Source organism: Anaerococcus sp. AH8042_DFU013_CI05 (assembly GCF_047936775.1).
Classification (GTDB): domain Bacteria; phylum Bacillota; class Clostridia; order Tissierellales; family Peptoniphilaceae; genus Anaerococcus.
Genome location: NZ_CP175954.1, coordinates 582,029 through 605,152, shown reverse-complemented (window position 1 = coordinate 605,152; position 23,124 = coordinate 582,029). Strand labels below are relative to the sequence as shown.

General features: G+C 29.9%; 30 protein-coding genes. 3 read left to right on the top strand and 27 right to left on the bottom strand.

The window, feature by feature from the left end; all coding sequences use genetic code 11:
* The first annotated feature begins 87 nt into the window (after positions 1 to 87).
* A complete protein-coding gene (gene pepT, locus ACKRLN_RS03290) occupies positions 88 to 1,308 on the top strand; it encodes a peptidase T (protein WP_416335244.1) in 1,221 nt (406 codons plus the stop codon).
* A gap of 57 nt (positions 1,309 to 1,365) precedes the next feature.
* A complete protein-coding gene (locus tag ACKRLN_RS03285) occupies positions 1,366 to 1,653 on the top strand; it encodes a hypothetical protein (protein ID WP_416335243.1) in 288 nt (95 codons plus the stop codon).
* Between the two features lie 33 nt (positions 1,654 to 1,686).
* Here ACKRLN_RS03285 and ACKRLN_RS03280 read toward each other — a convergent pair whose 3' ends face one another.
* The 20 genes from ACKRLN_RS03280 to ACKRLN_RS03185 form a co-directional block, all read right to left on the bottom strand.
* A complete protein-coding gene (locus ACKRLN_RS03280) occupies positions 1,687 to 2,919 on the bottom strand; it encodes a peptidase U32 family protein (RefSeq protein ID WP_416335242.1) in 1,233 nt (410 codons plus the stop codon).
* Positions 2,920 to 2,921: 2 nt separating this feature from the next.
* Positions 2,922 to 3,548 carry an O-methyltransferase gene (locus ACKRLN_RS03275; protein WP_416335241.1) on the bottom strand — a complete coding sequence of 209 codons (627 nt, stop codon included), beginning with the start codon at positions 3,546 to 3,548 and terminating at the stop codon, positions 2,922 to 2,924.
* Positions 3,520 to 5,214 (bottom strand): ribonuclease J, encoded by a 1,695-nt coding sequence (locus ACKRLN_RS03270; RefSeq protein WP_203126537.1) that lies wholly within the window; start codon positions 5,212 to 5,214, stop codon positions 3,520 to 3,522. Before ACKRLN_RS03270 ends, ACKRLN_RS03275 begins: the two co-directional genes overlap by 29 nt.
* Before the next feature lie 12 nt (positions 5,215 to 5,226).
* Complete coding sequence (locus tag ACKRLN_RS03265; protein ID WP_416335240.1) at positions 5,227 to 5,655, bottom strand: Fur family transcriptional regulator; 429 nt, start codon at positions 5,653 to 5,655, stop codon at positions 5,227 to 5,229.
* On the bottom strand, positions 5,645 to 5,887 hold the full coding sequence (locus tag ACKRLN_RS03260) for a DUF1292 domain-containing protein (RefSeq protein ID WP_203126533.1): 243 nt from the start codon (positions 5,885 to 5,887) through the stop codon (positions 5,645 to 5,647). Before ACKRLN_RS03260 ends, ACKRLN_RS03265 begins: the two co-directional genes overlap by 11 nt.
* Entirely contained in the window at positions 5,880 to 6,299 is a 420-nt protein-coding gene (ruvX, locus tag ACKRLN_RS03255; RefSeq protein ID WP_203126531.1) for a Holliday junction resolvase RuvX, read from the bottom strand. Before ruvX ends, ACKRLN_RS03260 begins: the two co-directional genes overlap by 8 nt.
* The gene (locus tag ACKRLN_RS03250) at positions 6,292 to 6,552 is read right to left on the bottom strand and encodes an IreB family regulatory phosphoprotein (RefSeq protein WP_203126529.1); all 261 of its coding nucleotides are present in this window, start codon (positions 6,550 to 6,552) and stop codon (positions 6,292 to 6,294) included. Before ACKRLN_RS03250 ends, ruvX begins: the two co-directional genes overlap by 8 nt.
* A gap of 10 nt (positions 6,553 to 6,562) precedes the next feature.
* On the bottom strand, positions 6,563 to 9,178 hold the full coding sequence (alaS, locus tag ACKRLN_RS03245) for an alanine--tRNA ligase (protein WP_416335239.1): 2,616 nt from the start codon (positions 9,176 to 9,178) through the stop codon (positions 6,563 to 6,565).
* Positions 9,175 to 9,585: an RrF2 family transcriptional regulator gene (locus tag ACKRLN_RS03240; RefSeq protein ID WP_203126526.1), complete on the bottom strand. Its 411-nt coding sequence runs from the start codon at positions 9,583 to 9,585 to the stop codon at positions 9,175 to 9,177. Before ACKRLN_RS03240 ends, alaS begins: the two co-directional genes overlap by 4 nt.
* An 8-nt stretch (positions 9,586 to 9,593) precedes the next feature.
* Positions 9,594 to 10,217, bottom strand: a complete 624-nt coding sequence (locus ACKRLN_RS03235) for a helix-hairpin-helix domain-containing protein (protein ID WP_416335238.1) — start codon at positions 10,215 to 10,217, stop codon at positions 9,594 to 9,596.
* A gap of 30 nt (positions 10,218 to 10,247) precedes the next feature.
* Complete coding sequence (gene rsfS, locus ACKRLN_RS03230; protein WP_203126522.1) at positions 10,248 to 10,556, bottom strand: ribosome silencing factor; 309 nt, start codon at positions 10,554 to 10,556, stop codon at positions 10,248 to 10,250.
* Positions 10,549 to 11,103, bottom strand: a complete 555-nt coding sequence (yqeK, locus tag ACKRLN_RS03225; protein WP_416335237.1) for a bis(5'-nucleosyl)-tetraphosphatase (symmetrical) YqeK — start codon at positions 11,101 to 11,103, stop codon at positions 10,549 to 10,551. The genes rsfS and yqeK overlap by 8 nt, the downstream gene beginning before the upstream one ends.
* Positions 11,096 to 11,692, bottom strand: coding sequence for a nicotinate (nicotinamide) nucleotide adenylyltransferase (gene nadD, locus ACKRLN_RS03220; protein WP_416335236.1), 597 nt, complete (start codon positions 11,690 to 11,692; stop codon positions 11,096 to 11,098). Before nadD ends, yqeK begins: the two co-directional genes overlap by 8 nt.
* Positions 11,693 to 11,701: 9 nt before the next feature.
* On the bottom strand, positions 11,702 to 11,986 hold the full coding sequence (gene yhbY / locus ACKRLN_RS03215) for a ribosome assembly RNA-binding protein YhbY (RefSeq protein ID WP_203126515.1): 285 nt from the start codon (positions 11,984 to 11,986) through the stop codon (positions 11,702 to 11,704).
* 8 nt (positions 11,987 to 11,994) lie between these two features.
* The gene (gene obgE / locus ACKRLN_RS03210; protein ID WP_416335235.1) at positions 11,995 to 13,275 is read right to left on the bottom strand and encodes a GTPase ObgE; all 1,281 of its coding nucleotides are present in this window, start codon (positions 13,273 to 13,275) and stop codon (positions 11,995 to 11,997) included.
* A gap of 55 nt (positions 13,276 to 13,330) precedes the next feature.
* The gene (rpmA, locus tag ACKRLN_RS03205; RefSeq protein ID WP_044566230.1) at positions 13,331 to 13,624 is read right to left on the bottom strand and encodes a 50S ribosomal protein L27; all 294 of its coding nucleotides are present in this window, start codon (positions 13,622 to 13,624) and stop codon (positions 13,331 to 13,333) included.
* Between the two features lie 11 nt (positions 13,625 to 13,635).
* Positions 13,636 to 13,947: a ribosomal-processing cysteine protease Prp gene (locus ACKRLN_RS03200; RefSeq protein WP_203126513.1), complete on the bottom strand. Its 312-nt coding sequence runs from the start codon at positions 13,945 to 13,947 to the stop codon at positions 13,636 to 13,638.
* A complete protein-coding gene (rplU, locus tag ACKRLN_RS03195; protein ID WP_203126512.1) occupies positions 13,947 to 14,261 on the bottom strand; it encodes a 50S ribosomal protein L21 in 315 nt (104 codons plus the stop codon). The genes ACKRLN_RS03200 and rplU overlap by 1 nt, the downstream gene beginning before the upstream one ends.
* Positions 14,262 to 14,369: 108 nt before the next feature.
* The gene (thiI, locus tag ACKRLN_RS03190; protein WP_416335234.1) at positions 14,370 to 15,530 is read right to left on the bottom strand and encodes a tRNA uracil 4-sulfurtransferase ThiI; all 1,161 of its coding nucleotides are present in this window, start codon (positions 15,528 to 15,530) and stop codon (positions 14,370 to 14,372) included.
* Positions 15,530 to 16,648 carry a cysteine desulfurase family protein gene (locus ACKRLN_RS03185; RefSeq protein WP_416335233.1) on the bottom strand — a complete coding sequence of 373 codons (1,119 nt, stop codon included), beginning with the start codon at positions 16,646 to 16,648 and terminating at the stop codon, positions 15,530 to 15,532. The genes thiI and ACKRLN_RS03185 overlap by 1 nt, the downstream gene beginning before the upstream one ends.
* Before the next feature lie 98 nt (positions 16,649 to 16,746).
* Between ACKRLN_RS03185 and ACKRLN_RS03180 the strand changes: the two genes are divergently transcribed.
* Positions 16,747 to 17,652, top strand: coding sequence for a ribonuclease H-like domain-containing protein (locus ACKRLN_RS03180; RefSeq protein WP_416335232.1), 906 nt, complete (start codon positions 16,747 to 16,749; stop codon positions 17,650 to 17,652).
* Here the strand turns inward: ACKRLN_RS03180 and ACKRLN_RS03175 are convergent.
* From ACKRLN_RS03175 to der, 7 genes are all read right to left on the bottom strand, one after another.
* The gene (locus tag ACKRLN_RS03175) at positions 17,647 to 18,324 is read right to left on the bottom strand and encodes a uracil-DNA glycosylase (RefSeq protein WP_296141398.1); all 678 of its coding nucleotides are present in this window, start codon (positions 18,322 to 18,324) and stop codon (positions 17,647 to 17,649) included. The genes ACKRLN_RS03180 and ACKRLN_RS03175 overlap by 6 nt on opposite strands.
* On the bottom strand, positions 18,321 to 18,770 hold the full coding sequence (gene lspA / locus ACKRLN_RS03170) for a signal peptidase II (RefSeq protein WP_296141400.1): 450 nt from the start codon (positions 18,768 to 18,770) through the stop codon (positions 18,321 to 18,323). The genes ACKRLN_RS03175 and lspA overlap by 4 nt, the downstream gene beginning before the upstream one ends.
* The gene (locus tag ACKRLN_RS03165) at positions 18,767 to 19,534 is read right to left on the bottom strand and encodes an RNA-binding protein (protein WP_416335231.1); all 768 of its coding nucleotides are present in this window, start codon (positions 19,532 to 19,534) and stop codon (positions 18,767 to 18,769) included. The genes lspA and ACKRLN_RS03165 overlap by 4 nt, the downstream gene beginning before the upstream one ends.
* 21 nt (positions 19,535 to 19,555) lie before the next feature.
* Positions 19,556 to 20,170, bottom strand: coding sequence for a cell division protein SepF (locus ACKRLN_RS03160; RefSeq protein WP_416335230.1), 615 nt, complete (start codon positions 20,168 to 20,170; stop codon positions 19,556 to 19,558).
* A gap of 71 nt (positions 20,171 to 20,241) precedes the next feature.
* Complete coding sequence (locus ACKRLN_RS03155) at positions 20,242 to 21,228, bottom strand: NAD(P)H-dependent glycerol-3-phosphate dehydrogenase (RefSeq protein WP_416335229.1); 987 nt, start codon at positions 21,226 to 21,228, stop codon at positions 20,242 to 20,244.
* A gap of 2 nt (positions 21,229 to 21,230) precedes the next feature.
* Positions 21,231 to 21,806, bottom strand: coding sequence for a glycerol-3-phosphate 1-O-acyltransferase PlsY (gene plsY, locus ACKRLN_RS03150; RefSeq protein WP_416335228.1), 576 nt, complete (start codon positions 21,804 to 21,806; stop codon positions 21,231 to 21,233).
* Positions 21,803 to 23,122 (bottom strand): ribosome biogenesis GTPase Der, encoded by a 1,320-nt coding sequence (gene der / locus ACKRLN_RS03145; RefSeq protein WP_416335227.1) that lies wholly within the window; start codon positions 23,120 to 23,122, stop codon positions 21,803 to 21,805. The genes plsY and der overlap by 4 nt, the downstream gene beginning before the upstream one ends.
* Positions 23,123 to 23,124: the final 2 nt, after the last annotated feature.

The following is a 23,124-nucleotide window of genomic DNA, read 5'->3' as shown; positions in this document are numbered from 1 at the left end:
TATATCACCTTCACTAAAGATTAATATACCAATTTTTGCCCCAGATTACAAAGGAAAGTATAGTAAAAATAAGAAAAGAGGTTGAATATGGATAATATAACTAAAAGATTTTTAAAGTACATCTCTTATGATACAAAAAGTAATCCAAAAAATGGAGACAGTCAAAAACCATCTTCGTTAGGTCAATGGGATTTAGCGAATGAACTAAAAAAAGAATTAGAAAATTTGGGTTTAACTGCGACTATTAACGATGAAGCATTTGTTTTTTCAGAGATAAAATCAAACACTGATAAAGATTTACCAAAAGTTGGATTTATTTCTCATATGGATACATCTCCGGAAATGCCAGGTAAAATTGATGATCCCCAAATAATTGAGTATAAAGGTGGGGATATCAAGCTTAACGATAAACGCTCTATTACCATTGAAGATTTTCCAGTTCTTAAAGATTTAGTAGGGTTAAATCTAATAACAACACGAGGTGAAACTTTACTGGGTGCTGATGATAAAGCTGGTATTGCAGCAATTATGAATATGGCAGAGTATTTTGTAAACCATCCAGAAATTGAGCATGGTGATATAAAAATAGCCTTTACACCTGATGAGGAAATAGGAACTGGAGCTGATACTTTTGATGTAGAAAGTTTTGGTGCTGATTTTGCCTATACAATAGATGGTGGATATTTAGGCGAGCTAGAATACGAAACATTTAATGGTGCTGCAGCAAAAGTTCATGTTAAAGGTAAATCTGTTCACCCTGGTTCTGCAAAAGATACTATGATTAATTCTACATCAGTAGCTTTTAAATTTGATAGACTTTTGGGAGATGTCAAACGTCCAGAACATACAGAAGGTTATGAAGGTTTTTATCATTTAATCGAGATTAATGGCGATATTGAAAATACAAATATGGAATATATTATCCGCCATCATGATAGAGAAGAATTTGAATCTATGAAAAATCAATTTATCGCTAATAAAAATTATTTAAACGACATTTATGGTGACATAATAAATATAGAGATAAATGATAGTTACTACAATATGGGAGAGATTTTAAAAGACAAGCCCGAAATCGTAAATTATGCAAAAACTGCTATGGAAAATTTAAGCATCGAACCTATAATAAGTCCAGTACGTGGTGGTACAGATGGCTCAAAATTATCTTTTATGGGATTACCTTGCCCAAATATTTTTGCAGGTGGATTAAATTTCCATGGAGTGTATGAAATACTTCCTATTGAATTTTTGGAAAAATCATCAGAAACAATTATTGAAATTGTAAAAGTGATTGCTAAAGATTCTTAAGTATTATATAATGAAGTTGGGTATAATATTATAAAATGTATAAAGGAGTTTTTTAATATGACTGAAGAAAAAAAATACGACGAAGAAGAAACAAAAGTAGAAGATCCTAAAACAGGACAAGAATCAGACTCTAGTCAATACAAAGGTGATGAAGAATTAGAAGACGTTGCTAACAACTTAGATGAAACAGAAAGAAGCAGCGATCCTGATGTAAAATATCATACAGATACAGAATACAGAAACACAGACGTTGATGAAGCTGGATATGTATCTGGACCAACAGCTGAAGGTAGAAGAACAAGAGTAGATGAACTTCCAGAAAACCCTTCAGAAGACGAAGAATAATAATTTATAAAAAAGAGCCATCTGGCTCTTTTTTTATTCGTTAATTACACGTCTTAGCATATCCCCTACTTCTAAAGGTAAATCTATATTCATATATATTTTTTCTTTTGGTTTGTTAGCAACTTCAATCTCTTCGCCTTTAGAATTCCTCATATTTTCTATAGTATATTCGTAAAAATCTTTTGAATTTCCAAATATCTCTATTTCTTCACCAGGGAAAAATCTATTTCTTTGCTCAATGATAGCTTCCTTTGTTTCTGGATTATAGTCTAAAACAGTGCCTATAAAATCATATTTTCTTATATATGATGAATTTTCATATATTTGATCTCCCCCATCTGGTTTTTTGTGGAAGAATCCTTTTGTGTAATGTCTGTGGCTTGCTTTTTGTAACTCTTTAAAATATTTTTCAACAGTTTTTTGATTATAGTTTCCCTCGTAATATGCATCTATTACTTGTCTATAAGATCTAATTACTGTGGCAACATAAAAAGCAGTTTTCATTCTACCTTCGATTTTAAAACTATCTATACCTGCATCTATGAGTTTATCCAATTCATCGATTAAGCAAAGATCTTTTGAGTTCATTATATATGTGCCAGATCCATCTTCTTCAATAGGATAATATTCTCCTGGTCTATTTTCTTCTTGGATAGAATATTTCCATCTACAAGCTTGAGAACAATCACCTCTATTTGCATCACGGCCTGTCATATAGTTACTCAATAAACATCTTCCTGAATAAGAAATGCACATAGCACCATGGACAAAAACTTCTATTTCTAAGTCTCTAGGAGTATTATTTCTTATTTCAATTATCTCTTCTAATGACAATTCACGAGCTAAAATAACTCTTTTGGCACCCATTTTATGCCAAAAATTAACAGTAGCTGTATTGGTAACAGACGCCTGCGTTGAAACGTGAAGCTCTATATCTGTAAGTTCTTTTGCAATTGAGAATATACCAGGGTCTGAGATGATAAGTGCATCAACACCTATTTCATTTAAATATTTAAGATAATCTTCTAGACCAATCATGTCATCATCGTGTGGGACTATATTCATAGTAATGTGAACACGAACTCCATTATCATGAGCATAATCTACAGCTTTTTTCATAGCTTCTCTATCAAAATTTTTAGCGTTTGCTCGTAGGCCAAAGCTGTCGCCGGCCATAAATACAGCATCTGCACCAAACTTTATTGCAGCTTCTAATCTTTCCATATCCCCAGCGGGGGCAAGTAATTCTACCTTTTTATTTTTCATTTTTACTCCTTAATACTTAAAGTTAAACCATCACCTATAGGGATAATAGTACTTTGAAAATCTTTTCTATCCATTATATAAGCTAGGTAATTTCTTAATCTTTTAACTATAGTAATCATACGTTTATCAACGTAATTATCATTTAAAACCATTCCTTTAAATAATACATTATCAGCAATTATTATGCCACCATCGTTTAATAGTTTTGAAGTTTTTTCAAAATATTCTCTATAATGAGCTTTATTTGCATCAATAAATACAAAATCAAAGCCTTGATGTATTTCATCCAAGGCTTTTTGTGCATCATCATTTATTATTTTTATATCAGCATTATACTTTTTAAAATTTTCACTAGCTTTCTTTGCTGTGCTTTTATCTAGCTCAATAGTTGTTATATCAGCCTTTGTATACTTATCAAAAATAAGGGCAGAATAACCTATAGCTGATCCTATTTCTAAAATACTTTTAGGATTTTTACTTATAAGAATGGTTTTAATAAACTCTTTGGTTTCAATATTCATTATAGGGACATTATTAACCTCTGCGTATTCACGCAAGTCTAAAAAATCCATATCCTCAATTAGTTTTTCTAAATAAAGACTAGTATGAGGATAATTTATATATTTCATTATTTTCCACTTCTGAAATTACTGGTAAAATCATTGGATCACGGCCAAGTTCATTATATAAATAAGATTTTAAATCTTCCCTAATTTGATATTTAATTTGGCTGATAGCTCTAATTTCTTCTTTTTGGCATTTTTCAAATGATCTGATTACAACTTCTTTTGCATTTTCAATAATATCTTGGTTTTCTTTAACATAGACAAAACCACGGGATACTATTTCTGGTCCTGCTAGTAATGTTTGAGTATTTCTATCAAAGGTAATTGATACTACCATTAGTCCATCTTCTGATAGATGTTTTCTATCCTTAAGAACTATATTACCAACATCGCCTATTCCTGAACCATCAACTAGTACGTTTCCTGCTTGAACTTTTCCAGCTAATGAGGCAGATTTTTTTGTAAACTCAATTACATCACCATTTTCAAGAATGTAAATATTTTGTTTATCCATTCCCATAGAAACTGCTATTTCTTCATGTGTATGAAGTTGACGAGCTTCACCGTGAGCGGGGATTAGAAATCTAGGGGTTGCAAGTTGATACATAAGTTTAATCTCTTCTTGGCAAGCGTGTCCAGATGCGTGTACTCTTGCTAAAGATGAATATACAATATTTACACCAATTCTAGTTAGTTTATTAATAACATTATTTATTGCAATTTCATTTCCAGGAATTGCTGATGATGAAAGGATAACAGTATCAGTTTCATTTAAATGTACTTGTTTATGTTCTCCATTTGCCATACGAGTTAAAGCTGATAAAGGTTCACCTTGTGTACCTGTAGATAGTACTACAATTTCATCATCTGCATAATTTTTGATGTTTTTCATCTCAATTAATGTATTATTTTTAACTTTGAGATACCCTAGATCACTGGCAATTTTTACATTGTTCATCATTGATCTACCTGATAGAGCAACTTTTCTATTATATCTTTCAGCTGCATAAATGATTTGTTGAACTCTGTGTAGATTAGATGCAAATGTTGCAACAATAATACGTCCAGATACTTGACCGAATATTCTTACAAATGTATCACCTACTTCTCTTTCACTTATTGAGTATCCTGGTCTTTCTACATTTGTAGAATCACAATATAAGGCTAATAGTCCTTTTTTGCCAAGCTCAGCTATTCTTTGAATATCTGTTGGATCACCATCTATAGGTGTAAAATCCATTTTAAAGTCTCCTGTAAATAAGATTGTACCTACTGGAGATTTAACAGCTATTGCACAAGAATCTGGTATGGAGTGGCTCACTCTAATAAATTCTAGGCTTAATTCTCCAACCTTTACCTTATTATTTACATTAACCATTTTTATTTTATTTGGGTTTAGTCCATGCTCTTTAAATTTATTTTCTAATAGACCCTTAGTAAGCTTAGAACAATACACATTTGTATCTACATTTTTTAGAAAATAAGGTATTGCCCCTATGTGGTCTTCGTGACCATGGGTTACAAATATTCCACCTAATTTTTTCTTATTTTCTTCTACATAGGTAAAATCAGGAATAACGATATCCACCCCAAGCATTTCTTCATTTGGGAAAGTTAATCCACAATCTATCATAACCATATCGTTGCCGTATTCGACAAGTGTACAGTTTTTACCTATTTCTTGTAACCCACCTAAAGGGATTACTCTCAGTTTCTTTTCATTTGACATTTTTACTCCTTATTATTTTCTGCAATCGGAGCAAATTCCATAAATTCTTAATGAATAATTTTTTAATTCAAAATCATAATTTTCTTTTAACGATTCTGCTAAGTTAGATTTTGATAAAAATTCATCCTCAATAATTTTCCCACAATTTGTGCAAATCATATGATCATGATGATCATTTATAGGATCTATAAGCTCATAGGTATAAGCTTGGTCAGTAAACTCTTGTTTATTTACAATTCCTAATTCTTCAAATAGATTTAAAGTTCTATAAATTGTTGCTATACCTACTTGCTTATGCTCTTGATGAACCTTTGAAAATAATTCTTCAGGTGTCACATGTTTAGCAGAGCTATCCTTTAAAACATTAAAAATTATTTCTCTTTGCCTCGTAAATTTTTGATTATTATCATCAAAAATTTTGCGAATTTCATTAGTTTCCATTGCCATCTTCTTTCATTTCTTCATACAATTTGATAATTTCATCTAATTCATCTTGATTATCTATTGATTTGAATAATACTTCATCACCATTGTTAATGACTTCCATAATCATTATCAATTCATCATCAAACTGTTGTAAAGCACAGAAATTTTTGTCATCTACTCCGAAAGTATCTATTATATTAAATTCGACTTCATTATTATCTTCATCATATAAAAAAATACTATCCATTCTTTCTCCTGTCTAAATATGTTTGTAGAATGAAGCTGGCTGCTATCTTATCTATATGCTCTTTTCTATTCTCACGTCTGACATCCATATCAATTAAAACTCTTTCTGATTGAATTGTTGTCATCCTCTCATCTTGATATACTATTTCTTTGTCTGTTTGTTTTTTTAATAAATCGACAAAGCTCATGACTTTCATAGATTGAGGTCCAATGGAATTATTCATATTTTTAGGTAGGCCAACTACAATTTCTTCTACATCATTTTCATTTATTAATTCAACAAGTCTTTGAATATCTAGACTAGCTTTTTTCCTTTTTATTGTCTCTAGTGGATTTGCTATCAAAAACATAGGGTCGCTTAATGCAACCCCAATTGTTTTATCCCCCACATCAAGACCCATTATCCTAGTCATTGATATAATTATTTAATAATTCTTCTAATATTTCGTCACGGTCAACAGCACGAATTAATTTTCGTGCTCCATTGTGAGCTGTGATATATGTTGGATCGCCTGAAAGTAAATAACCAACAATTTGGCTAGATGGTTTGTATCCTTTTTCTTCTAGGGAACTGTAAACAGTTGTTAGAATCTCTCTGATATCCTTTTGATCTTCTCTTTCTGGTTTGAAAGCTATTGTTTCATTAAAGTTATGTTTTTCAGTCATAATAACTCCTTTAAATGATTTCATGAGCTCTACTTAAAGCATCATCAACTTTAGAAATATCTTTTCCTCCAGCTTGAGCAAAATTTTTCTTGCCTCCGCCATTACCACCTGCTAATTGACTAATTTCTCTTACAATTTTACCTGCATCATATCTATCAGTTAAGTTATCATCAACGGTTACTGTAAATATGATTTTGTCATCTATCACGCTTGCAAATACTAACAACAGATTTTCATAATTATTTTTTAATCTATTTTCGTAATCACGTAACTCATCCATTGTCGCATTATCAAATTTATGAATTACTATATTTACATTGTCTTTATTTTCAATGGATTTTTCTAAATCTTTGTAAACATCTTTATTAGAAGAACATTTTAATCGTTTAATTTCGTCTTTTTGATTTTCTATTTCTTCTTTTAAAGAATTAATTTTTTGGATGATTACATTTGGATTTGCATTTAAAATATCAGCAACATTATCTAATTCTTGTTTTTGAGCTTGCATAAGTTCATAAACTTTTTTACCAGTAATTGCTTCTATTCTTCGAACGCCTGCTGAAACAGATGATTCTGAAACTATTTTAAAGATTAAAACTTCTGAAGAATTATTTACATGGCATCCACCACATAATTCTTTTGAATAATCTCCAATGGATACTACTCTTACATTTTCTTTGTATTTATCTTCAAATAGTCCTATCGCTCCCATTTCTTGAGATTCATTAAAGCTAACTATTCGTTTATCTACTGGTAATTGCTCTCTGATTTTTTCATTTATAATATCTTCAATTCTTTGCTTTTGATCATTAGTTAAAGATTCATTATAAGTAAAATCAAATCTAAGTTTATTTTCATCTACTAAAGAACCTGCTTGACTTATATCATCACCTAAAACATCACGCAACGCTTGGTCAAGTAAATGAGTTGCTGAGTGATTTCTAGTTATATCGTATCTGCGTTCTTTATAAACTTCAAAAGTATAATTTTGCTTACACTCAATTGTTCCTTCTATAACTTCTACACTATGGAAGTATACATCATTTTTCTTTTGAACATCTGTAACTTTAGCCTTAGTATTTTCATTATATATGAATCCAGTGTCTGCTACTTGGCCACCACCTTGTGCATAAAATGAAGTCTTATCAGAAACTACTATACCACTTTCACCTTGGCTTAGCGATGATATATTTTCACTTTCATCAAAAATATTTGTAATTGTTGCATCTGTCTTTAAGATTTCATATCCAATAAATTCTGTTGGATTAATTCCATCAGTTACGATATTATCTAGCGACCAACCAGAATCCGATTTTCGGGCATTACGAGCTAATTCTCTTTGGTTTTCCATCTCTTGATTAAACTTATCTTCATTCAAATCAAAGTCTTCTTCACTTAAGATTTCTTTGGTAAGATCAAGTGGAAAGCCATAAGTATCGTAAAGCTTAAATGCCTCACTACCATCAAGAACTGTTTGTCCTGATGATTTCATATCATTTATCAATGAATTTAATCTTTCTAGTCCTGAATCAATAGTGTGTTGAAATCTTTCTTCTTCTTCTACAATAACTTTTATGATATTTTCTTTGTTAGCAACAAGCTCTTCATATTCAACCTTATAGGCTTCAATTACTTCATCTACAATCTTAGATAAGAATTCCCCATCTATACCTAAAAGTTTACCATGTCGATAAGCACGTCTTATAAGTCTTCTTAAAACATATCCACGTTTTTCATTTGATGGTAAAACTCCATCAGAAACTAGGAATGTCATTGCTTTTGCATGGTCAGCAATTACTCTTATAGAAACATCAGATTTTTTATCACTTTTGTATTTTGCTCCAGAAATTTTTTCAATTTCAGAGATGATATCTTGGTTAACATCAATTTCAAAGATATTATCTTTGCCTTGTAGAATCATTGCGATTCTTTCTAGACCCATACCAGTATCTATATTTGGATGAGCTAGCGGAGTATAATTTCCCTCAGCATCTTTGTTATACTGAGTAAATACTAAGTTCCAAATTTCCATAAATCTATCTGAATCATCATTTCCAGGTGCATTATCATTTTCATCAATAGCCCTATCAGCTCCCCTGTCAACATAAATTTCAGAACATGGACCACATGGACCTACTTCAAGTTCCCAGAAATTTTCATCTTTATCTTGTTTTAGTATTCTATCAGGACTAATTCCTACTTCATCTTTCCAAATATTGTAAGCTTCTTCATCTTCATAGTAAACAGTTACCCATAAATCTTTTTGAGCAATTTCTAGTTTTCCTGTCAAAAATTCATAAGCCCATGTAATTGCTTCTCTTTTAAAGTAATCCCCAAATGAAAAGTTACCAAGCATTTCAAAATAGGTTCCATGACGCTCAGTTTTCCCCACTCTTTCGATATCACCTGTTCTTACACATCTTTGAGATGATGTTGCTCTATTGTTTTTTATCTTTTTTTCACCAGTAAAGTATTGTTTTAGTGGTGCCATCCCTGCGTTAATTAAAAGTAATGATTCATCATCTTGTGGGATTAAAGGAAAAGATTTTAATATTGTATGTCCCTTTTCATCTCCAAAAAAATCTATATAAGATTTTCTTAGATCATTCATTCCTAAATTTTTCATTTATTTACCTCAAGTCTGTTATTTAAAATTACATCTAAAGTAATGGAATCAATTGTATCGTTTATCGCTTCATCTATTTTATAGAAAGCAAAATAAGCATTGCAATTATCATCACAATGACCATCTTTATAGCAACCAGTTACATTCCAGTTACCTTCCAAAACTCTTATAACATCTCCAACTGTTATTTGATCAGGATTTCTTGTAAGCCTATAACCACCTTTTGGACCTCTAATAGATTCTACTAATTTCTCATTTTTAAGTATTCTAATTAATTGCTCTAAATAATTTTCCGAAAGGCTTAGTTCTTCTGAAATTTCAGATACTGGAATGTATCCCTTATCTTCGTTTTCAGCTAGGTAACAAATTGCCCTTAATCCATACCTACTTCTAGTCGATAATTTCATTTAACCACCTATACTGTTATTAAATCTTGCATGGCTTGGTAAAATTTTTCGCCAATGCCAGTAACATTTTTTATCTCTTCAATTGTTTCAAATTTTTTGGTATCCCTATAATCTATTATAGCTTGAGCTCTCTTATCTCCTATATTAGGTAGATTCATTAGCTCTTCTTTACTAGCTGTATTAATATTTATTTTCCCATCTGTACTAATGGAATCAGGTTTTGAAACTAATTGATCAGTATCTGTAGTATTTTGTTCTACAATTTCATTTTTATTAGGTATGTATATTTTCATCTGATCTTCTAGTTTCATTGCTAAATTTAAAGATTTACTATCTGCATCTGGACTTAGACCACCAGCTTGTTTTATTAAATCCTCAAGCCTATCACCATCATTTACTTCATAGACGCCTTCTCTATTTATTTGGCCACTTATATGTACTTTTATGTCATTAGTTTGTTTGGCTTTATCTTCATCAGCTTCTTCAATATTAAAATTCTCTTCACTTTCTAGTAAAGATACTTTATTATCAAGTAAATCACGAGATTTTTCCTTCATAAAATTATTTCCCAAAACTACAGCTAGGGCAATAATTAAACCAACTATAATTTTATCTTTATTTTTACTTTCCATTATTATGATACCAAAAGATTTATGAGAAAATTACTCTTCCCATAAATCATCTATACCGTAAAATTCTCTCTGTCTTTGTGTGAAAATGTGAATTATGATATCATCTGCATCCATTAAAATCCATTCCCCTTCTCTAAGACCTTCCTTAGATAGAAGAGAATATCCATTTTCTTCAAGCTTTTCTTCTATATAGTCTGCCAAAGCTTTGGTTTGAATAACAGATGTACCAGTAGCTATTACAAAGGTATCAGCAATTGATGAATCCTTTAGTTCTAATACATTTACATCTTCAGCTTTTCTATCATCTAAAACTTTTAATATAATATCTAATTTATTCATTTTTCTCCTTAATTAAGAAATTCCTTGCTTCAATTGTGAGTGGATGAATCAAATCATTTTTTTTAATAATATAATTTAAATTATGATTTAATGAAAAGATTAACGCATCATCTAAGCTATCTTTTACTAGTTTTCTTAAATGATCTACATCTGGATAATCTCTCTTTGGTTCTATAGCATCAGCCAGATATATTATTTTTTCTAAATCAGTCATATCAGCTTTTCCTGTAGTATGAAATCTTATTGCATCCAAAACATCACTATCATTAATATTATACTCTTTCTTTGCAACTTCTGCCCCTAAAAAAGAATGCAAAACCGCCTTAAACTGTAATTGGTAGGAATCTATATTAACCCCATACAATTTCAAATATTTTTCTTCGTTATACTTGGCACAGTCATGCAAAATAGCTGCTGTTTTGACTTTGTCATCATCTAAACTATCGTTTAGCTTTAAAGCAGTCTCCATTACTCTTACACAATGTTTAAATCTTTTTTCTCCAATATCATTAATTAATTTCTCTTGCCAAAGATTTAGATTAAACATATAAGTGATACTCCTCTATTATCTCTTTAACAGGCTCAGTAACTAGGTATTTGATGCTTTTACTTTTTTTTACCAATTCACGAATCAATGTAGAAGATATATTAATGTTTAAGTTATCTATTAAAAATATTTTAGAATTATCTTTTTTTATTAGGTCAACTTTTTTTACTAAATCGCTATCCTCTTCTATACTAGTTCTAGCAAAAACTACGAGATTGTCATTTAAAATTTTTTCGTAATTTCTCCATGAATCAATAGTCATAAAAGAATCTTCACCCATGATATAGTAAAATTCATGTTCTGGATATTTATTCTTAAAATAATCCAAAGTTTGATGAGTATAGATTACACTATTATCATTTGCTTCAAAAGTAGACAAAACTAATTTGTCATTATCTCTTATAGCAGCTTCTACCATTTCAATTCTAATCTTGGTATCAGTCTTTTTTTTATTTTGCTTATGTGGCGGATTGGAGCTAGGAAGCACAATTATTTTATCTAAATCCATAAAATTTAAAGTATTTTCCATAACAATTAGATGGCCAACATGAATAGGGTCAAAAGTTCCGCCGTATAGTCCTATTTTCATTTTATTCCTTTAAAGTCCAAATTTGTTATCTTTATTTTTTCTGTATATAGTAAATATATTACCCACATGATTTACAAATTCTGCATTTAATTTTTCTAGCAATTCGTTTAAAATTTCATTTGGATCATCCATATTATTGTTTAAAATTTTAATTTTTATTAATTCGCGTGCTTGTAATGCTTCATCTGTTGCTTTTATTACATCTTCAGTTAATGAAAATTTTCCTATATTTATAACTGGTTTGTAATCATGACTTTCAGATTTTAACATTGCACGTTCTTTTCCTGTAAGCATTTTTTCTCCTATTCGTAGTATTCAAAGACAATGTCACCTACTGCGACACTATCTCCTTCTTCAATTCCCATTTCTTTTAATTTATCAAAAACTTCCATCTCACGAAGCTTGCTTTCAAAGTACATTCTAGAATCGTAGTCTTCTAGATTTACCCTCTCCAATAGATTATCAATTCTTTTACCAAATACAACAAATATTTCATTATCTTTTGCAAATTGAAGATCAAATTCAATTTCTTTATTGTAAAATTCTTCAAGAAAGCTTTCATTTACATTTTCGATTAAATCATATTGGCTTTCTTCGGATTCTAATAATAAATCATATGTTGCATCTAATAAATTTTTGATACCATTTGTTGTAGCTGCTGAAATTTTAAAAATTTTGTAATCATCTTTAAATTCTTCAATAAATTTAGAAGCATTGTCATTAAAATCTAAATCAGATTTATTTAAGGCTACTATCATAGGCTTTTCAGAAAGTTTATCGTTATATAGTTTTAACTCTTCGTTTATAAGTTTAAAGTCAGCAATAGGGTCACGTCCTTCTATGCCTGATATATCTACAAGATGAACTAACACTCTACATCTTTCAATGTGCTTTAAAAAATTATGACCTAAACCTTGGCCTTCATTAGCCCCCTCAATCAAACCTGGAATGTCAGCTACTATAAATGAACGCTCATTATCGATGTTTACAACTCCAAGATTTGGGTCAATAGTTGTAAAATGATAATTTGCTATCTTAGGCTTTGCAGATGTAATTACAGAAATTAATGTGGATTTTCCTACATTTGGTAAACCTACTAGTCCAACATCCGCTAGAACCTTGAGTTCCATAATAAGATCAATTTCTTGACCTTTTTTACCATTTTCTGCAAATCTAGGTGCTTGACGGATAGAGTTTTTAAAATGAACATTGCCCCTACCACCTTTACCACCTTTTGCAATTATAAACTCTTCATCATCTATTTTAAAATCTTTAATGATGGTGTTAGTCTCAGCTTCTCTTAGGATGGTACCAACTGGAACCTTTAAAATCAGATTTTCACCCTTTTTACCAAACTTTTTAGATTTTCCACCTGGTTCTCCATTTTCAGCCTTATATTTAGTTTTGTACTTAAAATCATCAAGTGTGGATAGGTTTCTGGTAGCTTTTATTATTATGCTACCTCCATCTCCACCATCACCACCAGCTGGGCCACCTGTCGGTTCGTATTTTTCACGTCTCCAAGCTACAGCGCCGTTACCGCCATCTCCAGCTTTTAGACTTATTTTTGCAAAATCTATCATACAAATTTCCTTTCATATGAAAAAAAAGTCTGCCGAAAAGGCAGACTTAAATTTTTTAAGCAATATCTTGTTTTGGATAAACAGAAACTTGTTTTCTGTCACGTCCTTTTCTTTCAAATTTTACAATTCCTTCGCATGATGCATATAGAGTATCATCTCCACCTTTTTTAACATTGTTACCTGGGTGAATTTTTGTTCCTCTTTGTCTAACGATGATTGTTCCAGCATTTACAAATTGACCATCAGCTCTTTTTGTTCCTAGTCTTTTGCTTTCTGAATCTCTACCGTTTTTAGAAGAAGATACCCCTTTTTTACTTGAAAATCTTTGTAAATTAATATTTAATATCATTTCATATCTCCTTATATAATTGTTGTATAGGCTTCTACAAAGTCACTATAACTTTGTGTTAATGTCATAATACCTGTACTAAAAGTATTTAAAATTACTTCTGAATCGTGAGATGGATTTTCTACTAGTAGTTTCATAGTTTCTTCATCATCACTAAATTCTACTTTATAATCGTAACTATCAAGAGAATTTACAGTTGTGTATGCAAGCATAGATACTGCAGCGCATACTATATCTTTGCCATGCTCATCATAATCAGCATGACCAGTAATTTCAAATCCTTTAAATGTGTCTTCCTTGTAAACTAGATATACTTTAATCATTAATTAGCAGAAATGCTATCAATTTTAACTAAAGTATAAGGTTGTCTGTGACCTTGTTTTTTTCTATACATTTTTTTAGGTTTGTATTTGAAAACAACAATCTTTTTGTCTTTGTTTTGATCTTCTATTGTTGCAGATACTTTTGCGTTTTCTACAGTTGGTGCTCCAACTTTTACATCGCTATCGTTAGCAACTAATAGTACTTCATCAAATTCAACAGTTTCGCCTACTTCGTAAGGTAGTTTTTCAACTCTTACTAAGTCCCCTTCTGATACTTTGTATTGTTTGCCACCTGTTTTGATAATTGCGTACATGGGCTCCTCCTTATTCTTAAATTCTCGCCAGATTAGGTGATCAGTACCCATACTGAGCGGTTTACCATAAAATAATACTATTTTAGTAGCTATTTGTCAAATAAAAACCTAAATTTCTATAATTTCTACTGTCTCTAATGCTTCATCTACTAGTCTTTCTATCTCAAGATTTTCTTCTGATCTTTCGATATATTTAAGTTTTGGTTTTGTAACTGGCTTATCTGGAGCAAATATTGAACAACAATCATCAAAAGGCTCTATGGATTTCTCATAAGTTCCAATATCAATAGCAGTATCGATTATATCCTGTTTATCAAGACCAATTAAAGGTCGTAAGATTGGATAATTTGCTGAGTCCTCAATAACAGAAATAGATTCAAGTGTTTGTGATGCTACTTGACCAAGTGATTCTCCAGTGATAAATGCCTTAAATCCATATTTATCTGCAAGTTTATTTGATATTCTCATCATAAATCTTCTAGATAAAATAGTTGTTTCGCGTCTATCACAATTTGTTGCTATTTTCTTATAAATATTTGCTAGATTGATTGAAAAAACTTTAAGAGGACCAGTGTATTGCGACATTAGTCTAGCCAAGTCTTCAGCTTTTTGGTGAGCTTGTTTAGATGTAAAAGGATAAGAGTGAAAATGAACGGCATTAACCATCATTCCACGTTTTGCCATCATAAATCCTGCCACAGGTGAATCTATACCTCCAGAAAGTAATAGTAAACCTTCACCACTACTTCCTATAGGTAATCCTCCTAGACCCTTGTGTCTATTTGTATAGACATAAGCATTATTTTTTATATCTACATATACTTTAAAATCTGGATTATGAATATCAACTGATAAATTTTTAAATTCGTCTAAAAGCAAATCTCCTAGATGTGCATTAAGTTTAGGTGAATCATATTCAAAAGATTTATCAACTCTTGTAGTTTCAACTTTAAAAGTATAATTTTTATCTTTATAATCTTTATTTATGATATATTTTGCTGCTTGAAAAATCTCATCAATATTTTTATTTACTTTATAAACTTCATCTATATAAGCAATACCAAAAACTTTTTCTATTTCTTTTACCAAAGCGTCAAACTTACTTTCTTCAGCTTTGATATAAAGCTTAGCACTTTCTACATAGGTGTCTTCATAGCCTATATTTTTAATATTTGCTAGAATATGTTTGCGTGCATTATCAAAAAAATATTTTCTATTGGCTCCCTTTAAAAAAAGTTCTCCAAAGCTAATTGCTAAAAGTGATTCCATTACATAACCCTTCTTATTTCATCAATTGATTCTTTTAAAACTTTGACAGTTTCCTCTAGTTCTTCTTTTGTATTTTCCCCAGCAAAAGAAAATCTAATAACTCCATCACTATATTTATCATCCACATCTAAAGCTTCTAAAATCCTATTATTATTTCCCTTTGAACAAGCTGATCCGCTTGATACGTATATATCATTATCCTCAAGCATATGAAGTAGTACTTCTGATTTTATATTTGCAAATCCAATACTTAATATATAAGGAGAATAACTTTCACTAGGAGTATTAAATATATAATCACTTATATTGTTATCGATTAATGTTCTCATGTATTGATTTAAATCGTTGACATAATTAAACTCATCAGCATCTATTTGCTCTTTTAATGCAGTTGCCATTGCATAGATTGCAGGATGATTATCAGTTCCGCTTGATACAACTTGTTGGTGTCCTCCATGTAAGACTGCTTTTATCTTTGATAAAATTTCTTTTCTAACATAAAGTCCTCCAACTCCCTTTGGTCCGTGGAATTTGTGTGCTGAAAAACTCATTAAATCAACTTTTAGTTCTCCTACATCACAAGAAATTTTTCCCAATGCTTGCGTAGCATCTAGATGAATTAAGATATTTTTATCAAAAGATTTTACAATATCACTAATTTTTCTAATGTCCTGAATAGTTCCTATTTCATTGTTAGCATAAATTATAGATACTAGCTTAACATCTTTACTTAATTTTTCTTTTAAATCATCTAGGTCCACAAATCCATATCTATCATTTTTTAAGTAAATAATATCTTTATAAGGATAATTATTAAAACTATCATATACTGAGGAGTGTTCAATTGATGATGTGATTGCAATGTTGTTTTCTCCACTCATTGATGATATTGCAATATTATTTGCTTCTGTAGCTCCTTTGGTGAAATAAATTTCATCTGGATTTGATCTAATTATACTAGCTACAATTTCTCTTGATTCTCTTAAAAGATTGCTAGATTTTAGCCCAAAACTATGGAGTGATGAAGAGTTTGCGAAAACTTCATCCTCTGCATAAGTACGTGCATCTTGTGCTTTTTTATAAATTTTTGTAGTTGCTGCATTGTCTAAATATATCATATAAACCTCTTAACTTTGCTAATAATTAATATAAGATTTCCCTAATTATAATATTATATTAGATAAACTAAAGATGGCAAATCAAGTATAATAGTACCATGATAACTTATAAAAAAAGATACTTCCCAGAAAATTTAAATACTGATGAGATAATATTAGATATTGAAACTACAGGCTTAGATGCCATTCATGATAATCTTGTTTTACTAGGACTTATAGTTTTTGAGGGTGATAAATCCTATATTATGCAATACTTTGCAGAAGATAATTCTGAAGAGATAAGACTACTGGAAATTTATTTGAAAGTAACCAAGGATAAAAAAATCATAACATATAATGGAGATAAATTCGATATACCCTTTTTAAATATGAGACTTGATAAGTATAATCTTAATCCAATATTTCCTGATACTATAGATATATATAAAATTATAGCTTATCATAGAAAATACTTTACTTTTGAATCTATGAAACTAATGGATATAGAAAAACACATTGGGATTTTTAGAAATGATCCTAGTAGATACAAAGTGATTAGTAAATTGACTGAAGATATTAAGAAAAGAGAAAGACCTAAACCAATTATGATTCATAATGAAAATGACTTAATATCTACAGAAAGACTGTCAAATATTGGTGATTATTTTCATACGGAACTTTCTATAAATCTAAATTTAGGTAATCTTAGCCTTAAATCGGTTTGGATTAATAACGATATTTGCCAGATAAAATTAGAATCATCAGAAGTTCTATCCGAATCATATTTTTCTTCTGTTAACTATGAGCTAAGAACAAAGGAAAAAGATGTAGAAATCAATATACAAATTTTATTTGGGAGATTTGATAGTAAAAACACAGGTTATGTAGCTTTAAATACTTTTAATCTAGAAAACCAAAGTCAAATGACCGTTGACCCCAATCTACTAATTATAAAAGAAAATTACCTTTATAACTATAAAAATATTTTAAATCTAAGCAAAAAAATAATTGAGAATCATTTATAGATTCTCAATTTGCCAATCAATAGGCTCTTGTCCTATAGATTTTAAAAAATTATTTGTTTTTGAAAATGGCTTAGAACCAAAAAACCCCCTATTAGCAGAAAGTGGAGATGGATGGGTAGACTTTATAATTAAATGATTTGTATTAGTAATTAACTTTTCCTTTGATTGAGCATTTCTACCCCAAAGAATAAAAACTATTGGCTTTTGTCTATCATTTAATTTTTTTATTATATTATCAGTAAGAATTTCCCATCCGATTTTTTGGTGAGAATTTGCTTCATGGGCTCTTACTGTTAGCGATGTATTTAATAATAACACTCCCTGATTAGCCCATTTTTCTAAATTTCCATTATTCGGTATATAAGTATTTATATCTTCATGCATTTCCTTATAAATATTAACCAATGATGGTGGTGTTTTAACTCCTTTTTTTACAGAAAAAGCATAACCATGTGCCTGCCCTGGACCATGGTATGGATCTTGACCTAATATAACTACTTTTACATCTTCATAAGAAACGGATTTTAAAGCATTAAAAATATCATACATATCAGGATAAATAGTGTAATTTTTATATTCTTCAATGAGTTTTTTTCTAAGATTTTGATAATATATTTTATCCCATTGGTCAGCCAAAATTATATCCCAATCATTTCCAATATTTACACTCATATTTTTTCACTTTCTTCTAAGAATAATAGATAGATAATCATCAGTAGACTTCCAATCGTAACAAATATGTCTGCTATATTAAAAACTGGAAATTTTATGAAAGCAAATTCTATAAAATCTACAACATATCCTTGGAATAATCTATCATAAAAATTACCTATAGCTCCTGATATAATCATTGCTAGGGCTATATTTAAAATTATAGGATTTTTCTTATAATTCTTTATAAAATAATATACTAAAACAGCCACTATAGCTAATGTTAATATTATAAAAAATAATCTACTATCTTGAAGAATCCCAAATGCCGCACCTCTATTTTCAAGATAAGTAAAATTGAGTAATGTACCGTTATAAGGCTTTTCTATTAAATTGTTTATTGCATAAATCTTGGTTATTCTATCTAGGATTAATCCTATTACGATAAAAATTATATATGTTATCATTTTAATTTCCTATATGTAATATGCGAGTTTCCCTTTTTACTAGAACCAGTTATCTCATCAAATATGAATCTGCCTTCTCTTCTTACAGATATCATCGAATTTTCTTTTATTAACTTACTAGGATCATCTATGATTTCGTAGTTAACTTTTACAAGTTTTGCTTTTATTAAATCTTTCGCCTTTGATCTTGAAGTATTCGTAAACTCAGATATTATATTATCCAGTCTTAATGATGATACGAAACCATTGTAGTTAATGTAATCATCAAGTTTTATTTCTAATTCGTTATTGTTCTTGACTTCTACATTTATGCTTTGATTTTTTATCTTAGTCAAGTTGTATTTTACAAAATTAGCTTCATCTTTTAATATAGCAAATTCACAAGCATTTTCATCAATGACTATATCACCTATAGATTCTCTCTCTAAGTTTAAGCTCATTAATGAACCTAGTACATCAGGGTGGCTTAGACCATCATGGTTAAATTTTAAAACATTAATATAATTTGACTCATCAATTGGTTCATAAAAGAAATTGGCGATAAATATTTTGCGCTCTGCCAAATCATTACCGCCTACAAATTTTATATCTATTTTGTTTTTATTTGCAATAGATTCTATAACTTCTTGTTCAAAAGGGTCCAAAAAAAAGCTATATTCTTCAATATTTTTATAATATGATCTTTCTAAAATAGATATAGCTTTTTTAATGGATGATTTTTTACTTTTATCATTTATAAAATCTAAGTTATATTCCAAACTCATATGAAATAATTAGATTTCACCCTATAATTGGTTATAGTTTCCATCTGAAATTTGTTCTGTTACAGTGCTATCTACTTCTACACCTTTTGGACTGATTACAAAAATACCTTTTGTAACTCTTTCAACTGTTCCATCTAGAGCGTAAACTGCACCTGAAACAAAATCAAAAATTCTTTGTCTCATATCAGCATCAACCATTTCAAGGTTTAAAACAACAACTTTTTTATCAAGTATATCATTTATTACACTTGGTGCATCTGTTTCATAATCAAGAGGCTCTTGAATTGATATTCTCATAGATGATTTATTTGTAAAATTGCTTTCTGTCATGCTAACTATATTATCTCCTCTTTTTGATGATCTTTGGTAATTATTTGATGAGGTGCTTGTAGAAAATGAATCATTATTATAATCTTTAGAATCATATCCAAATGATGAGCTTGAGTTGTTATAGCCACTTTCATAAGTAACAGATCCATTTTTTTCTGTAGTTTCATCTTCTAGTAAATTTGTATAAGCAGTCCTTGTAGTAGTTTTACTATCTTCTTCTTCATTATTATTATAATAAAGTTGTTCGTCATCGTAATCATCATAGTTGTCGTCTATACCAATGAAGTCTTTAAATTTGTCAAACATAATATTCCCTTTACTATTTGTATTTGATTCTATTATAACTTAAAAATAAAAAAAATAAAAATTAATTAATATTAAAATTCACTTTTTAAGCTTCTACCCATAAGTGAAGCAACAGAATCATTTGGGTTTTTATTTTCATATAAAATCTTATAGATTTCAGAAGTTATAGGTAAATCTAATTTGTGATTTTTTGCTAATTGATTCAAAGCCTTTGTAGTTGGAATCCCCTCTACAACCATATTTATTTCACTAATAGCGTCTTGCATACTTAAGCCTTGTCCAATCAATAATCCTGTCCTATAATTTCTAGAATTTAGACTCGTAGATGTAACTATTAAATCGCCTACTCCAGCTAATCCATTTAGTGTATTTGGATTAGCATCAAACTCAATTAATAATCTATTCATTTCATTTATGCCTCGAGTTATAACAGCTGCTTTTGTATTATCCCCATATCCAAGACCATCTAGCATTCCTATCCCAAAGGCTAAAGTATTTTTTATAGCTCCCCCTAGCTCTACACCAATTACATCTGTTGAACTATAAACTCTAAACCAATCGTTTGTAAAGATAAGTTGAATTTCTTTTGCAAGATTTATATCTTCACAAGCAATTACTACTGCAGTAGGTATTTTTCTTATAACTTCTTCAGCATGGGAAGGTCCGCTTAAGATAGCATAATGAGTATCCTCACCTAGTTCCTGCTTAACAATTTGTGAAATTCTGTTGTGAGTTTCTAACTCTAAACCTTTTGACAGATTTACAAATATATTATCTTCATCAAAATATGGCTTAAATTGTTTAATAACTGATCGAATGCTTTGAGTAGGAATTCCATTAATTATAAACCTATTTTTAAATAAGTCCTTAATATTGCTGGTAGCTTTGATATTAGTAGGCAAATCAAAGTCTTTTAAATATTTTTTATTTTTATGATTATCATTTATATATTTTGCATCTTCAGGATTTCTGGCATACAACAAAACATCGTGATTCTCTGATAAGAGATATGCTATAGCTGTTGACCATGATCCTGAACCTAAAATTGAGATTTCCATAGTTAAAATATTTTAGACTCCTTGTTATTTATTATTCTTTGGATGTTAGATCTATGTTTATAGATAATAAGTGTTGCAATTATAAGGATAGCGAAAAATATATCTGTTAATCCAAAATAGAAATATCCTATAATTATTGCACTTAAGGCTCCTAAAATAGATCCTAATGATACCATTCTACTTACTAACACAACTAATATAAAAATTCCAACTAAAATTAGAACAAATTTAATATCTAAATAAATAAAGGCACCAAAGGAGGTTGCTACACCTTTACCACTTTTAAAGTGAAGAAAAACACTATACATATGTCCAAGCACAACAAATACTAAGCTAATAGCTAGTAAATGTTCTACACCTATTTTATCTGCTATAAAAAGTGCTATAAAACCTTTAAACGCATCACAAATTAGTGTTGCAATTCCAGCCTTTCTTCCAAAATTTCTTAAAGCATTGGTACTACCAACATTACCAGAGCCAAGGGCTCTGATATCCGTATTAAAAAAATATTTACCAATCAAATATGCACTAGGTATTGAACCTATAATATAAGAAATTAAGGCAATGATAAAAATCATTTATCTGATCCTCTTTCTTTTAATACAAAACTAAAAGGAACTCCTATAAGATTATAATTTTTTCTAATTTGATTTTCTAAGTATCTCATGTATGAAAAGTGCATTATTTCTCTGTCATTTATAGATAGCATAAATTTAGGAGGTGCTGTACCAACTTGAGACATATAATATATTTTAAGTCTCTTACCCTTATCTTGAGGTGGTTGGTTTAACATAATTGCATCTTGCAAAATATTATTTAAGACACCTGTAGATATTCTAGTATGATAATTATTATCTACAACTTCTATCATATCTAAAAGAATATCAATTCTTTGATTTTTAAGCACTGAAATAAATACTATTGGTGCGTATAAAGCAAATCCTAATTTATTTCTTATATCTGCTTCCATATCTTTCATAGTATTTGTTTCTTTTTCGACTACATCCCACTTATTAACAGCTATGATTATAGCTTTTCTTTGATTATGAGCATAGCCGGCAATTTTTGTATCTTGCTCAGTCACTCCTACTGTTGCATCTATTAAAAACAGAACTATTTCTGCACTATCTACTGCATCAAATGTACGTTGGTTGGCATAATATTCTATATTTTCTTTTACTTTAGATTTTCTACGAAGACCAGCAGTATCTATAAGCACATAATTTTTATCATTGTAAGTCCAGTATGAATCTACAGCATCACGAGTAGTCCCAGCTACATCAGTTACAATCATTCTTTCATCTTCTAAAAGTAGATTTACTAATGATGACTTTCCAGCATTAGGTTTACCTATTATTGCAATTCTTGTTTCATCTTCAATTTGATCAAAAGCTTCAAAATCTATGTTTTCGACCACTTTATCGAGCAAATCTCCAAGTCCCTTGCTCTGTTCTGCTGAGATTATTGCAAGATCATCAAAACCCATAGAGTAAAAATCGTATATGTGGTCTGGGGTTTTGTGACTATCAATTTTGTTTGCAACAATTATGACTTTTTTATGATATCTACGGATTACATCTGCTATTTCAGCATCATAAGGGCTTAAACCCTCTTTACCATCTACTACAAAAAGAATTAGATTGGTTTCTAGTAAGGCTTTTTCTACTTGTGATTTTATTTCCTGATTCATCATTTCTTTATTTGATATATCAAGCCCACCCGTATCTACAAGAAGAAATTCATCCCCCTGCCATTCTACCTTATCGACTATCCTATCTCGAGTCACACCACTTATATCTTCAGTTATAGATTTTTTCTTTCCTACTAGTCTATTAAATAATGTTGATTTTCCTACATTAGTCCTACCGACTAAAGTTACTATTGGCATTGCCATAA